This is a genomic window from Glaciihabitans arcticus (genome assembly GCF_004310685.1).
GTDB classification, from domain to species: Bacteria; Actinomycetota; Actinomycetes; order Actinomycetales; family Microbacteriaceae; genus Conyzicola; species Conyzicola arctica.
In genome coordinates, this window is sequence record NZ_SISG01000001.1 from 2,717,333 (window position 1) to 2,731,691 (window position 14,359).

Here is a 14,359-nt window from a genome sequence, read left to right on the forward strand (position 1 = left end):
GCGGGGGCCGAGGTTCCCGCCGCGCGCTACTATGACCTCAGCAAGGAGGCTCCGATGCCGAAGTTCACAGCCGAGCGCAGCGATCACAGCTTTGTCGACGCCCAGGGCGTCACGGTGCACTACTACGTGTGGAAGGCCGCTAAGCCGCGTGCCGTGCTGCAGCTCGCGCACGGTCTCGGCGAGTACGCACGACGCTACGAGCGCCTCGCGCAGGACTTCGTCGCCGCCGGCATCTCCGTCTACGCCGACGACCACCGGGGTCACGGCCAGACCGGACTCAGCCAGTACAACGGGGAGCACGGTCGCCTCGGCAAGCTCGGCCCCGGAGGACTGCGCGCTGCCGTCGCCGACCTGCACCAGCTGACCGGCATCATCGCCGACGAGAACCCCGGCCTGCCGATCGTGTTCCTCGGCCACTCCTGGGGCTCGCTCATGGGGCAGATCCTGGTCAACGAGCACGCGGGCGACTTCGCCGGCATCATCCTGAGTGGCACGGCCTATCGCGTGCCGGGCCAGATGAACGGCGGCAACCTCAACTCGCGGCACAAGTCGCTCGGCACCACCGGCTACGAGTGGCTGAGTCGCGACGCCGCGGTCTCGGCCGCCTTCGTCGAAGACCCGCTCACCTTCTACGCCGACGCGCTCAAGCTGTTCGGCATTTCCGACGGGCTCCGGTTGTTCGGCCGCCCGAGCAAGCCGATGCCGGCGGATGTTCCGTTGCTCATCATGATCGGAAGCGAAGACTCCCTGGGTGGCGAGACCAGCGTGCAAAAGCTTGCCGACAGCTACATCCGTCGCGGAGAGCTCACCGATGTCGAGGTCATCGTCTACAACGAGGCACGGCACGAGATCTTCAACGAGACCAACAAGAACGAAGTCACGGCCGACCTGATCGCCTGGGTGGACCAACGATTGGCCCCGGAGCGAGATTAGGCTGAACTCATGCATGGTGAGTTCAAGGTCCCCGGTGGAAAGCTCGTCGTCGTCGACTTCGAGGTGATCGACGGCAAACTGGCCGACTTCCGCCTCGCGGGCGACTTCTTCCTCGAGCCCGATGACGCCCTCGAGGCGATCAACGCCGCGATGAACGGCATCTCGTCCGACTCGGAATCGGTGCAGATCGCCGCCGCCGTGCGCGCCGCGCTGCCCGAGGGGGCGACCCTGCTCGGCTTCAGCCCGGAGGCCGTCGCGACGACGGTGCGCCGGGCCCTGCAGCGCGCGACCAGCTGGAAGGACTACGAGTGGGAGCTCATCCACGATCGCTCCTTCCCGCCGGTCATGCAGATGGCACTCGACCAGGTTCTCGCGGAGGAGGTGGGTGCGGGCATCCGCAAACCGACCCTGCGCATCTGGGAGTGGGACAGCCCGGGCGTGGTGATCGGCAGCTTTCAGTCGCTGCGCAACGAGGTCGACCTCGAGAACGCGAAGAAGTTCGGCTTCGACGTCGTACGTCGCATCAGCGGCGGCGGCGCGATGTTCATGGAGGCCGGGTCCGTCATCACCTACTCGATCTATGCGCCCGCCGACCTGGTGCATGGGATGACGTTCGCCGACTCCTACGCGTTCCTCGATGAGTGGGTCATCGTCGCCCTCAAGTCCCTCGGTATCGAGGCCAGCTACCAGCCGCTCAACGACATCACGAGCCCGACCGGCAAGATCGGCGGGGCCGCCCAGAAGCGTCTCGGCAACGGTGCCGTGCTGCACCACGTCACCATGAGCTACGACATGGACGGCGAGAAGATGGTGCAGGTGCTGCGCATCGGCCGCGAGAAGATGAGCGACAAGGGCACCAAGAGCGCCGCCAAGCGGGTCGATCCACTTCGCAGCCAGACCGGCCTTTCCCGCGCGGAGATCATCGACCGCATGGAGGAGACTTTCACAAAGCTCTACGGACTGACCCCCGGATCGCTTACTGATGACGAGATCGCTCGGGCAGAGGCGCTGGTTTCCGAGAAGTTCGGCACCGAGGAGTGGCTGAACCGCGTGCCGTAAACGGCGATCTGTCGCCGGCCACGCATAGGGTGGTTGTGTGGACGGCTGGCTGGTACTCGGAATCTTCTTGGGCGTAGTGGCTGTCGTCTCCCTCGCGCAGAACCGCGGTTGGATCGACCTGTCCAACAAGAACCGCTCGGGTGGATCTGGCGGCGGCATCGGCGGCATCGGCGACGAGGTCTTCCACCCGACACGCTTCGAGGCCCAGGTCGAGCTTGACCGCCAGACGATCCTGCCGGCTCCCGCACCCGTGCCCGGTGACGGCGACAAGGGCATCTTCGGCGGCAGGGTCGAGATCAGACTCCCGGCCACAGCTCCCGTCGAGGAGACCACCGGCGGTCGACGCCGCGCCTAACGGCTGAGTTGGCTAACGCGACAGCAGCGCCTGGTACTCGGTGTTCTCGCCCACGAAGTGCGCGACGAACGGGCAGTCTGCGACGAGACGGTACGAGGTCTCATCCCGAATCTGATCGAGGGTCTCGCGAACGAGCTCGCTACCGAGCCCGCGGGTGCGGTCGGACTTGTCGATCTCGGTGTGTGTGAGATGGATGACGTCGCCGTCGAGCTCGTAGTCGATCAGCCCGACGCGTTCGCCGTCGATCTGCAGCTGGTACTGGTTCACCTCGGGGGAGTGCACAACGGTGTGAGTCATGCGTCCAAGGCTACGCGGGCTAGGCGCTCTCGCGCTGGACGATGCGGGTCTCCATGATGCAGATGCGTTCGGGGGTCTCGCCGCGCAACAGGGCGAGCAGGGTCTCCGCCATCCTGCGACCCATCTCGATCGACGGCTGGTGCACCGTCGTGAGCTGGATGTCGCCGCCGATCGCAGCGGGGCTGTCGTCGAAGCCCATCACCGCGATATTCCCCGGGATCGACAGGCCACGCTCGCGCAGCACTGACACTGCGCCGGTCGCCATGAGGTCGGATGCCACGAACACCGCGTCGAGGTCGGGTGCCCGGTCGAGCAGCTCGCGCATCGAGCGCGCACCGCTCACCATCGAGAAGTCGCCGTAGGAGATCAGGTCGGCGGGAAGCCCGGCGTTCTGCAGCGACCGACGCCAGCCCTCCGTACGGTCGATGCCGGCGGGCATGTCGGCCGGACCGGCGATCGTAGCGATGCGCTTGCGGCCGAGGGCCACGAGGTGGTCGACGCCCTTTGCGGCGGCCGCGGCGTTGTCGACGTCGACGTAGTAGCTGTTCTGCTCGGCGTGACGTAGGGGACGCCCGCCGAAGACGACCGGGATCGTCTCGTCGAGGCTGGAGAGGAAGTGGTCGCCCGAGTGGTGCGAGACGACGAGCGCTCCGTCGACGTTGCCGCCGAGCAGGTACCGCATGGTCTTCGGCGAGGGGCTGGTTGCGCCGGCGAGCTGCAGGTTGAGCACGTAATCGCTCGGCTCGAGGCCCATCGTGATGCCGTGCACGATCGCGGCGAAGTACGGGTCGCCGAAGAACCGGGTCGTCTCTTCGGGCACCACCAGGGCGATCGCCATGGTCTGCCGGTTCGCGAGCGAACGCGCGGCGCGGTTCGGGATGTAGTTGAGCTTCTCGATGGCCGCGCCGACCGTCGCCAGCACTTCAGGGCTCACCTGGCTCGAGCCGTTGACGACTCGGGACACCGTGGAACGGGAAACCCCTGCCTCGGCCGCTACCTCTTCGAGGGTAGGGGCCGGGCGTCTCGTCTGCAGGTTGCTCATCGACTCTCCTTCCCCAAAACGGTCGCGGGCGGGAACGCTTCGGTTTATAGGGTTCGCCGGGCGATGATCTTACGGTAATGGATAGCGCTGTCCTTGAGCGTCCGCTCCTGCGTCTCGTAGTCGACTCGCACGATGCCAAAACGCTTGTGGTAGCCCCAGGCCCACTCGTAGTTGTCCATGAGCGACCAGTAGAAGTAGCCGTAGACGTCGGTGCCGTCGTCGATGGCGTCGAGGATGGCGCCGAGGTGCTGCTCGAGGAAGGCGGCGCGCTCCGAGTCGTGCACGGAACCGTCATCCTCGACAGTGTCGTTATAGGCGGCACCGTTCTCGGTGACGTACAGCTTGACGGCGGTGCCGGTGTACTCGGCCTTGACGCGGTTCAGCAGTCGGGTGAGCCCCTCGGGCTGCACCTCCCAGCCCATGGCCGTGGTCGGCAGGTCGCGCGCGTGCCAGTACACACCCTCCGCGGCTGGGAAGGGTGAGCGCTTGGGGCGCTCCGAGGGCGCCGCGGTGCTCGCCTCGCGGACCGACGGCTGAGCGCTCACGAGTTCCCCGTGGTAATAGTTCACGCCGAGCGCATCGATCGGCGCACTCGTGATCTCGAGGTCGCCGGGCAGAACGTACTTGTCGAAGCCGAGGTGCGCGACATCCGCGAGCAGGTCATCGGGATACGAGCCCCGAAAGATCGGGTCGAGGAAGAACCGGTTGAACTGCCCGTCGATGCGGCGCGCGGCGTCAAGGTCGCCCGCATCGGTCGGATCCGCCGGGTCGGCGACCGTCAGGTTGAGCGTGATGCCGAGCTGCAGTTCCGGATTACGCGAGCGCAGCTCCTGCACCGCAAGCCCGTGGGCCAGCAGCAGGTGGTGGCCGGCCGCAAGACCCGCCTCCGGCTCCTGGCGACCGGGCGCGTGCTCGCCCCCGATGTAGCTGAGGAACGACGAGCACCACGGCTCGTTGAGGGTGGTCCACGCGTCGACGCGGTCGCCGAGCACATCGTGCACGTTGGCCGCGTACTCGGCGAAGCGGTAGGCGGTGTCGCGGTTCGCCCAACCGCCCTTCTCCTCGAGGGCCTGCGGCAGGTCCCAGTGGTACAGGGTCAGCCAGGGCTTGATGTTCTTCTCGAGCAGCTGGTCGACGAGGCGCGAGTAGAAGTCGAGGCCCTCGGCGTTGACCGGTCCGCCGTCCGGCTGCACACGTGACCACGACGTCGAGAAGCGGTAGGTCTGCAGGCCGAGGTCGGCCATGAGCTGCACGTCGGACTCGTAGCGGTGGTAGTGATCGCAGGCGACGTCACCGTTGTGGCCGTCGACGACCGCACCCGGAACGCGGGCGAACGCATCCCAGATGGAGTCGGTGCGACCGCCCTCGTGGGCCGCCCCCTCGATCTGGTACGCGGCAGTGGCGACACCGAACAGGAAGTCCTTCGGGAAGGCACGGGTGCCCGCATCCACCACAGCGCCGATTCTTGTATCGAACACCTGCGTCATCCCTTCACCGCGCCCTGCATGATTCCGGAGACCAGCTGCTTGCCGGCCACAACAAACAGGATAAGCAGGGGAATGGTGGAGAGCAGAACTCCCGCGAGCACAATCGAGTAGTCCACGAAGAAATTGCTCTGCAGCAGCGACAACGCGACGGGGAGGGTCGGGTTGTTGCTGTCCAGGATGATGAACGGCCAGAAGAAGTTCGTCCAGGTGCCGATGAAGATGAACAGGCCGAGCATGGCGGCCGCCGGGCGCGCTGCCGGCAGGGCGATGTACCAGAAGGTCTGGATCATGTTGGCGCCGTCCACGCGGGCCGCCTCGATGAGCTCGTCGGGAAGTGCCTGCGAGAGGTACTGCGTCATCCAGAACACGCCGAAGGCCGAGACCAGGGCGGGAAGGATGACGGCGAGGATGTTGCCGCTGAGGTGGAACCACTGCGACATGGCGATGAACAGCGGCACGATGCCGAGCTGCGTGGGCACGGCCATCGTGGCGATCACGAAGACGAGCAGGGGGCGGCTGCCGCGGAACTTCAGCTTCGCGAAGGCGTACCCGGCGAGGGTAGAGAACAGCACGACCGACACCGCGACCGTCGTCGAGACGATGAGGCTGTTGCCGAGGGCGCGCCAGAATCCGACGCTCTCGTTCTCGAGCACCTTGGCGGCGTTCGCGAGGAAGTTGCCGCCCGGCAGCCAGTTGACGTCGAGGTTGCGCAGCGTCGACGCGTCGCCGCTGCCGATGAGGAACGACCAGTAGAGCGGGAACAGCGAGCCCAGGATGACGATCACGAGGAACGCGTAGCCGAGGATCGTCGGCTTGTTGGTGGCGGCGGCACGTGCGCTGCGCTTGGAGCCCCAGCTGGTGGGGCGGGTCTTCACTGCGGTGGTCATTTTCCGCTCCTGGTTCCGGTGCTGGCGATCGCCCGTGTGGCGAGGAGGTTGATGAGTCCGACAATGACGATCACGAGGAACAGCAGCCAGGCCGCTGCGGCCGCGTGGCCGAACTGCCCGCCACCCGCGACACCGAAGCCCTGGTTGTAGATGTACATGGTGATCGTCATCCACTGCGCTGATGCGCCACCCTGTCCGGTCGAGTCGTACATACGGGGCTCATCGAAGATCTGCAGGCCGCCGATGGTCGAGGTGATGATGACGAAGATGAGGGTCGGACGCAGTGAGGGGATGGTGATCGAGAAGAACTGGCGGATGCGGCTCGCACCGTCGATGGCCGCAGCCTCGTAGTAGTCGCGCGGGATGGCCTGCATGGCGGCGAGGAAGATGAGGGCGTTGTAGCCGGTCCAGCGGAAGTTGACCATGGTGGCGATCGCGAGGTGGCTCGGCACGACCTGCGAGTGCCAGCCGATCGGGTCGAGGCCGATCTGGCCGAGGATGTTGTTGATGAGGCCGTACTGGTCGCCGAACATGTTGCTGAAGATGAGGGCGACGGCGACCGGGGCGACGACATAGGGCACGAGCACGCCCATGCGCCAGAAGGTCTTGGCCTTGAGGTTCTGGTCGAGGATCGCCGCGATGATGAGGGCGAGGATGATCTGCGGGATCGCCGACAGCAGGAAGATACTGAAGCTGTTGCGCAGCGCGATCCAGAACTTCTCCTGGCCGAGCACCCACTCGAAGTTCTTGAGGCCGACGAAGTCGCCCTGGCCGCCGATGATGTGCCAGTCGTAGAGCGACACGACGCCCGTGTAGATCAGCGGGAACAGTCCGGTGATGGCGAAGAGGATGAAGAACGGCGAGATGTAGAGGTACGGGGAGAGCTTGACGTCCCAGTGGCTGAGTCGGTGGCCGAAGGCGATGCGACGGATGCGGCGCTCATCGTCGGGGCCGGACGGTGCCGGCTGGCTGTCGGTCGGGCGGCTGACGACGACGTCGGGCGCGAGTGACTGGGTCATGAGAACTTTCCTCTGGGGAGTCGGTAAGACGGGGGACGTGCAGGGGGCCGGGCCGCGCAGGTGCTTCGCGCGACCCGACCCCGGTGCTAACGCTGGTTACTTGAGTGCGTCCAGGTCCTTCAGGAACTGTGCCCAGGACTCCTTCGCGTTCTGCGTCTTGTCGACGTCGACGCGGGTGAGGGAGTTCTGCAGCGCGGTCATGACCTGGAAGTACTTGACTCCCTTGAAGGGCGCGTCAGCGGGAACCGCCGCGGCGCGACCGGCCATGAGCTCACCGACGGGAGCGTCGTTGAAGAACGGGCGGGTGACCTCGAGCAGCTCGGGGGCATCCTGCAGCGCGACCTGGCTGGGGAAGTTGCCGGTCTTGACGAACGCCTTGAGCTGCTGCTCGGGGGCGGTCAGCCATGCGGCGAACTCCTTAGCGGCCTCGGGGTGTGCGCCCTGGGCGGGAACCGTGAGGTATGAACCGCCCCAGTTGCCTCCACCGTTGGGGTAGACGTCGGCGATGTCCCAGCCTTCGACACCCTCGGCTTCACCCTCGATGATGCCGAGCATCCAGCTCGGGCAGAGCATGGTCGCGTAGGCGCCGTTCGAGAACGCCGCGTACCAGTCTTCGCTCCACTGGCTCAGGTGAGCCGAGAGGTCGGGCGACTGGGCGAGGATGTCCTTGTAGGCGGCCTCGACGACCGGGTTCGTGCCGGCGATGATCTCGCCGTCCTTCGACTCGAGGGTCTCAACCTCCTGGTTGAGCTTTCCCTGCATGATCGATCCGACGGAGTCGAACCAGGCGGCGTCGCTCTTCGCGACGAAGCCCTGGCCGACCTCGAAGTAGTGGTCCCAGTCGCCCTCGAGCAGGGTGGCGACCTCTGCGCGGTCGGTGGGGAGGCCGGCTGCCTTGAACAGGTCGGAGCGGTAGCAGATGGCCTGCGGTCCGATGTCGGTGCCGTAGGCGATGAGGCGACCGTCGGCGTCGGTTGCTGCGTTCGCCTTCCAGTCGAGCCAGCGATCCTTCACGTCGTCAGACGACAGGTCGGTCAGCTTGTCGGAGTACTGCAGCAGTTCGGCGAACCAGTCGATCTCGACGGCTTCAACGTCGGCGAGGCCGGAGCCGGCGCCGAGCTTGGTGAAGTAGTTGGCGCGGGCGTCGTCCGAGGTCTTGGCCTTGGTCTGCTTGACCGTGACGTTCGGGTGCTCCTTCGTGTACTCGGCGAGCAGCTCGTCCGAGTAGCCGAAGTCGTTGAACGTGGCGACCGTGAGGGTGATCTTCTCGTTCGGGTCCGTCTCGCCGGGTGCGGCTGATGAACAGCCGGTGGCGACGAGGGCGAAGGCTGTGGCACCTGCGATGGCGACGGCCGTTGTGCGTCGTGAAATCTTCACGGTCACTCCTTTGTGTGCGTGGGTAGGGAGATTGCGGGAGCGCTCCCATGGGAGCGCTCTCAGCGATCGAGGTAACCATAACCACACGCCCGAAGTCCTGTCAACGCCTGCCATGGAAGCGCTCCCACGACTTGTGCACATGCAAACGATTGCAGCCCGCTCGCGCCCAGTGATTTGCTGGGCGCGGCGGGCTGCATCTCGAATCGGCTACTTTTTGTCGATGCTTCCGGATGTCGCGGCCGACGACCCTGCATCGACCACGTTCACGGCTCCCGTTCCGGGCTCCACGAGCGCACCGGTTTGGTCGGCGGCACGCTGAGCGGCCACGGCAGCCTCGGCCTCGGCGTTCTCCTGCAGCGCTGACTTGGAGCGCAGCGGCGTCGCCTTGAGGAACCAGCTCAGCACGAAGGCGACCAGCACCACAACCAGACCGACCCAGAAGATCGACACGGCGGCGTCGTTGAACCCCTGCAGGAAGGGAGCGCTGAGACGCGGGTCGGCACCGTTGAGGAAGGAGCTGTCTCCGTTGAGCGACTCGCTCACCGAGGAGGAATCGCCGCCCTGCGCACTGGACAGCAGCTCGAGGATCCCCTTGTTGGCGGGGTCCGCCACCACATCGGGGTCGGTCGCTGCGGCCTGCAGGCCGGCCAGGTTGGACTTGTCCTTGAACGCGGCGGCGATTGTCTCCGGGATGCGCGTGTACAGCACCGAGAACAGGATCGCAACGCCCAGCGTTCCACCGATCTGGCGGAAGAACGTCGACGAGGATGTGGCGACACCGATATCCCGCGGCCCCACCGAGTTCTGGGCTGCGATGGTGAGAGTCTGCATCATCTGGCCGAGCCCCAGACCGATGATGAACATCCCGATCATCATGAACCACACCGGCTTGTCGGCCGTCGCGAAGGTGAACCAGAAGAAGCCGAGGGCCATCAGCGCCGTGCCTACTCGGGGGAACCACTTGTAGACACCGGTGCGGGCGATCAGCTGCCCGCTCACGATGGACGCGATCATCAGGCCGAGGATCATCGGCAGCATCAGGAAGCCGCTCTCCGTCGGGGTCGCGCCGTTCACGAGCTGCAGGTACAGCGGGATCGTCATCATGGCACCGAACATGCCGAACCCCACGAGCACTCCGAGCACCGTCGACATGCTGAACGTCTGGTTGCGGAACAGCTTGAGCGGGATCAGCGCGTCGTCCCCCATAAGACGCTCGCTCACGATGAACGCGGCGACGCCGAGCACGCCGATGATGTAGCAGGCGAGGGCGGCGGGGGAGTCCCAGCCCCAGGTGCGGCCCTGTTCCGCGACGAGCAGCAGCGGCACGAGAGCGAGGATGACGGTTGCCGCACCCCACCAGTCGATGCGCACCGAGTGACGGGTGTGGGGGATATGCAGGAAGCGCAGCACGATCGCGAGCGCGATCACGCCAATCGGCAGGTTGATCAGGAACACCCAGCGCCAGCCGGTGACGAACAGTATCTCCGGGGTTCCGGCGAACAGGCCACCGACGAGCGGGCCGATGACGCTCGAGATGCCGAAGACCGCGAGGAAGTAGCCCTGGTACTTCGCGCGCTCGCGCGGGGCGAGGATGTCGCCCATGATGGCGAGCGGAAGGGCCATGAGGCCGCCAGCGCCGAGGCCCTGCAGGGCGCGGAAGCCCGCCAGCTCGTACATCGAGCTCGAGAACCCGGCGGCCACCGAGCCGATCAGGAAGATCACGATCGCGATGATGAACAACGGGCGACGACCGAAGAGGTCGCTGAGCTTGCCGTAGATCGGCGTGGCGATCGTGGACGTGATCAGGTAGGCGGTCGTGACCCAGGCCTGCGCGTCGAGGCCCTTGAGGTCGTCGGCGATCGTGCGCATCGAGGTGCCCACGATGGTCTGGTCGAGTGCCGAGAGGAACATCCCGGCCATAAGTCCGAAGATGATGAAGAGGATCTGGCGGTGCGTCATAACGCCGCCGGCATCCTTGATGGCCTGGGCTTGGATCTTGCCCTTGGAGTCGGCGCGTGACATGGCAACCTCTGTTACGAAAGTGGGTGGGTTAAGCGCAAATGCCGCCGCTGGACAATGCATGCCGGCGGCGGCAGAAATATTGCGTAGAGCGCAAAGTTACACCCGCCGTCGGGGATCTGCAACCGTCCACGGCCGGGTCACATGCACCCCCAGTCCGGGGGTTTCCTCGACTTTTTCGTTAACTTTCCTCGCGAATACCCCCCTGTCTACCTATGCTGATTTTCGCGATCCATTTGAGCCACCCTCATTTACCCAACATCCGAAGGAAAACTCCCATGTCATCAGAATCTGCCTCGCGCCTGAAGCGCGTCGCTGCGGGGTCGTTGGCGACCGCCGTAGCGATCACCGGGCTCGGCCTGGCCGCCGCTCCCGCCACCGCAGCGCCCGCCGCCGTGCGCGTCCACCTCGCCGAGATCGGCCAGGAGACCTCCTCGTACCCCGCAGGCAACAAGTGGTTCATCGGAGCCTCCAGCCGCCCCGGCATCCGTGCCGCGATTGTGAATGACAAGCTCGTGATGAAGCCCTTCACGCAGGTGCTCACACAGCTCAAGGGTACGGAGCTTCCCGCCACCGTCGCCGAGATCATCACTGAGGGTGTCGAAGTCGGCATCACCGATTCCGATGAGGGCGATGTCGCCCTCCAGATCGCCCTCGGCTGGCAGGGTGCAGGCAACTGGACCACCCTTCGTCCGGGTGTGCAGAACCTGGAAGATCTCGATCCCGCCGACCCGTGGATCTCGAGCAAGCCCATCGGAGGCGTCGGTGGACTCACGACCGGCACGCTGGGCGAACTGGCCGCCGCCATCGATGCGTCGGTCGCTGGCACGGAGAGCAAGTCCTTCGCATACGCAGCGGTCGGCGCCCTGGTCAACAACGACCCCGGGGTGGACACGTCGATCGACTCGATCACTGTGAACGCGGTCCCGTACGTCTTCGTCGACGGCCTCCCCGCCGCCTCGAGCACCACCAAGGTGCAGCTCTCCGACATCGGCACCGAGACCGCAGCCGGCTACCCGGCCACCTCGTGGTTCTACGGCGCCGGCGCGGCAACCGCCAAGCCCACCGTCGTTGGCGGCAACCTCGTACTCCCTGCCAAGAAGCAGCTTCTCCACGCCGTCTCCGGTGTCACGAGCCTTCGCTCGCTCGTCTCCAACGGCCTCGCGGTGACGACCACCGAAGCCTCCGTCGGTTCCGCGTCGCTGCAGATCGCCGCCGGTTGGACGGGTGGCTGGACCACACTGCGTCCCGCCGCAACCACCAACGGTGAGAATGTGGCCGACTTCGGTGCCGAGTGGATCTCGTCCAAGGCCCTCACGGGTGGCGTCACCACGGGCACGCTCGACCAGCTCGTCGGCCTCATCGACACTGCAGCAGCCGGCTCGTTCACGTACGTCGCTGTCGGAGCATTCGCCGACACGTCGACCGGCACCGGCCTCACCACGGTGTCCTCCCTCCAGGTGGGAACCTCGAAGACCGTCTTCGCCAACGAGGCCAAGATCGTCGCTTCCGTTGCAGTCACGGGCGTCAAGGCTGTGGGCAACACGCTCACCGCAAGCGTCACCGCCAACTACACCGGAACCACCAAGACGTACCAGTGGTACCGCGACGGCAAGGCCATCAAGAACGCCACGCGTTCCACCTACGCGCCCGGGGCTGCGGACCTCAACACCCGCATCACGGTCGTTGTGACTCTCGCCAAGGCCGGTCTGGTCAAGAAGGCCGTCACGAGCCCGAAGATCGTACGGATCGCCCTCGGAACCCTCCAGTTCCGCGCCCCGGCGAACATCGCGGGAACGCCCAAGGTCGGCGTCAAGCTCACCGCCTCGGGTCTTGCATGGGGCGAGGTCAACGAGAAGCCGGCTTCCGGCTACAGCTACATCTGGTACCGCAACGACGTCGCCATCAAGGGTGCAACCGCGAAGACCTACGTTCCGGTCTTCGCTGACCTGGGCAAGGTCGTCTCGGTCAAGGTCGTCGCAAAGCTCGCCGGTTACGCCAGCACCGGCGCTCGCAACGAGCCCGTCGCTGCGGTCGTTCCCGGAACCTTTGTTCTTGGCACGCCGAAGATCGTCGGCAAGCGCGTTGTCGGCCAGACCCTGGTCGTCGCACCGGGCGCCTGGTCCGCCGCTCCCACCCTGCGGTACGCATTCTTCGCCGATGGAGAGCTCATCCAGTACTCCACTTCGCCGAAGCTGCTGCTGACCTGGGAACACAAGGGCCACTCGATCTCCGTCGAGGTGACGGGTTCGAAGCAGGGCTACATCACGGCGACCACGCCGGAGTCACCGACGACTGCTCCCATCAAGTAGTTAGCTCCTGAGAGGGGTCGTCCGGTTCACCGGGCGGCCCCTTTTGTGTGTCGCCCCCACCCGCCGAGGCCGCAGTGGGGCGGGGCGCTGCGTTTACACTCGGGGGGTGTCGAAATTACCCCGCGTCGCTCGCGCTGCAGTGCTCATCCTCGTCGCGGCAGCGGCTCTTTCCGGGTGCGCCCCGGATCGCGGACCGTTCCCGACGGCCGATCCCACGACTCCGCCTCCGCCGGTCGTGACGCCGACGCCCACGCCGACCCCGACGCCGACGTTCGACACGACCGCGTTCTCGATCGATGACCCGGCGAGCCTCTGGGTGGTCGTGAACAAGTTGCGTCCGCTCGACCCTCAGGACTATGCGGCGCCCGACCTGGTCGACGTGCCGGTGCCCTACATCTATGCACCGAAACTGCGTGCGGAGGCCTCGGATGCCGTCGTGACCATGTTCGCCGATTTCACCGCGGAGACCGGACTGAAGATGCAGTCGCAGAGCGCCTACCGCAGCTATGGCGCACAGGTCTCTGTCTATAACGGCTGGGTCGCGAAACTCGGACAGGCTGGCGCCGACCTCACGAGTGCGCGCCCGGGTCACAGCGAGCACCAGACCGGCCTCTCCATCGACATCAGTGCCCAGCCCGCGAAGTGCGCCCTCTCCGCTTGTTTCGGTGACACTCCGCAGGGCATCTGGCTCGCCGAGAACGCCTACAAGTACGGCTTCATCCTGCGCTACCCGAACGGCCTCACGTCCATCACCGGATACGAGTACGAGCCCTGGCACTACCGTTACACCGGCGTCCTCCTGTCGACGGAGATGCACAACACCGGCACCGCCACCCTCGAGGAGTTCTTCGACCTCCCGGCAGCACCCACCTACGGCTGATGCCTGAGCGCCGCCGAAGCCGCCTCCGCGTCTGGCTCGTCGCGGGCGGGTGCGTTCTTGTGCTGGTCGCTGCGGTGGCCATCGGCGTGCGGCCGGGTTCGGTCACCCCGTCCGGCGGCGCTGCCACATCCGGTGTGGATGCCCAGCTCGCCTACCTCGACGAGCACTGGCAGGAGCGCAACACGTCCCAGTTCGGCTCTCTCGCCGACACCGATTGCGTCAACTTCACCAGCCAGGGTTTGCTCGCGCGCGGGTGGACCATGAATGCGGACTGGTGGCAGCTCTCCGTGTTCGGGTGGAACCGGTACGCGAAGCCGTGGGTCAGTTCGACCGCCTTCCGCGACTACGTGGCCGCCCATCCCGAACTGGGCTCCTCTGTCGAAGCGGCGGATGCCCAGCTCGGCGACATCGTGCAGTTCGATTGGGACAACTCGGGCAACCGGGACCACACCGCGACCGTCTCCCGCATCGATGCGGATGGCACGATTCGCGTCATCCAGCACTCCGCCGACCGCCAGTTTGAGGCGGTTGACGCCCTCATCGCCGACCACGCTGACGGCAACGGCACCGCCTACTTCTGGCATCCCGCCGACTGACGCACGCCCCGGCACCCCTCGCGCCCCCGTACTTTGTTCCCACATGCAGGATCAAACGGGGTAGCAGGTCAGGTCCACCCCCGTACTTCTGCCACC

At 66.0% G+C, this 14,359-nt stretch carries 13 protein-coding genes; 6 read left to right on the forward strand and 7 right to left on the reverse strand.

The features are described from left to right. Positions 1–54 precede the first annotated feature (54 nt). From EYE40_RS13185 to EYE40_RS13195, 3 genes are read left to right on the forward strand one after another with little or no spacing between them, the layout of a single operon-like run. Complete coding sequence (locus EYE40_RS13185; RefSeq protein ID WP_130982379.1) at positions 55–933, forward strand: alpha/beta fold hydrolase; 879 nt, start codon at positions 55–57, stop codon at positions 931–933. 9 nt (positions 934–942) lie between these two features. Then, positions 943–1,992 carry a lipoate-protein ligase LplAB gene (locus EYE40_RS13190; protein ID WP_130982380.1) on the forward strand — a complete coding sequence of 350 codons (1,050 nt, stop codon included), beginning with the start codon at positions 943–945 and terminating at the stop codon, positions 1,990–1,992. 37 nt (positions 1,993–2,029) lie between these two features. After that, complete coding sequence (locus EYE40_RS13195; protein ID WP_130982381.1) at positions 2,030–2,347, forward strand: hypothetical protein; 318 nt, start codon at positions 2,030–2,032, stop codon at positions 2,345–2,347. A 12-nt stretch (positions 2,348–2,359) separates the two neighbouring features. Here the strand turns inward: EYE40_RS13195 and EYE40_RS13200 are convergent, their stop codons facing one another. The 7 genes from EYE40_RS13200 to EYE40_RS13230 all read right to left on the reverse strand — a co-directional run bounded on the left by EYE40_RS13200 (position 2,360) and on the right by EYE40_RS13230 (position 10,415). Further along, on the reverse strand, positions 2,360–2,644 hold the full coding sequence (locus EYE40_RS13200) for a GNAT family N-acetyltransferase (protein WP_130982382.1): 285 nt from the start codon (positions 2,642–2,644) through the stop codon (positions 2,360–2,362). A 19-nt stretch (positions 2,645–2,663) separates the two neighbouring features. Beyond that, entirely contained in the window at positions 2,664–3,686 is a 1,023-nt protein-coding gene (locus EYE40_RS13205) for a LacI family DNA-binding transcriptional regulator (protein ID WP_130982383.1), read from the reverse strand. Positions 3,687–3,730: 44 nt separating this feature from the next. Further along, the gene (locus EYE40_RS13210; RefSeq protein ID WP_193554515.1) at positions 3,731–5,173 is read right to left on the reverse strand and encodes a GH1 family beta-glucosidase; all 1,443 of its coding nucleotides are present in this window, start codon (positions 5,171–5,173) and stop codon (positions 3,731–3,733) included. Continuing rightward, positions 5,170–6,060 (reverse strand): carbohydrate ABC transporter permease, encoded by an 891-nt coding sequence (locus tag EYE40_RS13215; protein WP_130982384.1) that lies wholly within the window; start codon positions 6,058–6,060, stop codon positions 5,170–5,172. The genes EYE40_RS13210 and EYE40_RS13215 overlap by 4 nt, the downstream gene beginning before the upstream one ends. Continuing rightward, positions 6,057–7,079 (reverse strand): carbohydrate ABC transporter permease, encoded by a 1,023-nt coding sequence (locus EYE40_RS13220; protein WP_130982385.1) that lies wholly within the window; start codon positions 7,077–7,079, stop codon positions 6,057–6,059. The genes EYE40_RS13215 and EYE40_RS13220 overlap by 4 nt, the downstream gene beginning before the upstream one ends. Before the next feature lie 96 nt (positions 7,080–7,175). Continuing rightward, positions 7,176–8,456 carry an ABC transporter substrate-binding protein gene (locus EYE40_RS13225; protein ID WP_240034817.1) on the reverse strand — a complete coding sequence of 427 codons (1,281 nt, stop codon included), beginning with the start codon at positions 8,454–8,456 and terminating at the stop codon, positions 7,176–7,178. Positions 8,457–8,663: 207 nt separating this feature from the next. Continuing rightward, the gene (locus tag EYE40_RS13230) at positions 8,664–10,415 is read right to left on the reverse strand and encodes an MDR family MFS transporter (RefSeq protein WP_130982926.1); all 1,752 of its coding nucleotides are present in this window, start codon (positions 10,413–10,415) and stop codon (positions 8,664–8,666) included. Positions 10,416–10,753: 338 nt separating this feature from the next. On the opposite strand from EYE40_RS13230, the gene EYE40_RS13235 reads away from it, so the two are divergent. From EYE40_RS13235 to EYE40_RS13245, 3 genes are all read left to right on the forward strand, one after another. Further along, entirely contained in the window at positions 10,754–12,787 is a 2,034-nt protein-coding gene (locus tag EYE40_RS13235) for a hypothetical protein (RefSeq protein WP_130982387.1), read from the forward strand. A 106-nt stretch (positions 12,788–12,893) separates the two neighbouring features. Then, the gene (locus tag EYE40_RS13240) at positions 12,894–13,667 is read left to right on the forward strand and encodes a M15 family metallopeptidase (protein WP_130982388.1); all 774 of its coding nucleotides are present in this window, start codon (positions 12,894–12,896) and stop codon (positions 13,665–13,667) included. Beyond that, positions 13,667–14,263 (forward strand): amidase domain-containing protein, encoded by a 597-nt coding sequence (locus tag EYE40_RS13245; protein WP_130982389.1) that lies wholly within the window; start codon positions 13,667–13,669, stop codon positions 14,261–14,263. The genes EYE40_RS13240 and EYE40_RS13245 overlap by 1 nt, the downstream gene beginning before the upstream one ends. Positions 14,264–14,359 lie beyond the last annotated feature (96 nt).

Excerpts from the sequence above, each read along its gene's own strand:
- EYE40_RS13245 (WP_130982389.1), top strand. The coding sequence starts at position 13,667 with ATGCCTGAGCGCCGCCGAAGCCGCCTCCGCGTCTGGCTCGTCGCGGGC.
- EYE40_RS13205 (WP_130982383.1), bottom strand. The coding sequence starts at position 3,686 with ATGAGCAACCTGCAGACGAGACGCCCGGCCCCTACCCTCGAAGAGGTA.
- EYE40_RS13235 (WP_130982387.1), top strand. The coding sequence starts at position 10,754 with ATGTCATCAGAATCTGCCTCGCGCCTGAAGCGCGTCGCTGCGGGGTCG.
- EYE40_RS13215 (WP_130982384.1), bottom strand. The coding sequence starts at position 6,060 with ATGACCACCGCAGTGAAGACCCGCCCCACCAGCTGGGGCTCCAAGCGC.
- EYE40_RS13210 (WP_193554515.1), bottom strand. The coding sequence starts at position 5,173 with ATGACGCAGGTGTTCGATACAAGAATCGGCGCTGTGGTGGATGCGGGC.
- EYE40_RS13190 (WP_130982380.1), top strand. The coding sequence starts at position 943 with ATGCATGGTGAGTTCAAGGTCCCCGGTGGAAAGCTCGTCGTCGTCGAC.
- EYE40_RS13220 (WP_130982385.1), bottom strand. The coding sequence starts at position 7,079 with ATGACCCAGTCACTCGCGCCCGACGTCGTCGTCAGCCGCCCGACCGAC.
- EYE40_RS13230 (WP_130982926.1), bottom strand. The coding sequence starts at position 10,415 with ATGACGCACCGCCAGATCCTCTTCATCATCTTCGGACTTATGGCCGGG.
- EYE40_RS13185 (WP_130982379.1), top strand. The coding sequence starts at position 55 with ATGCCGAAGTTCACAGCCGAGCGCAGCGATCACAGCTTTGTCGACGCC.
- EYE40_RS13200 (WP_130982382.1), bottom strand. The coding sequence starts at position 2,644 with ATGACTCACACCGTTGTGCACTCCCCCGAGGTGAACCAGTACCAGCTG.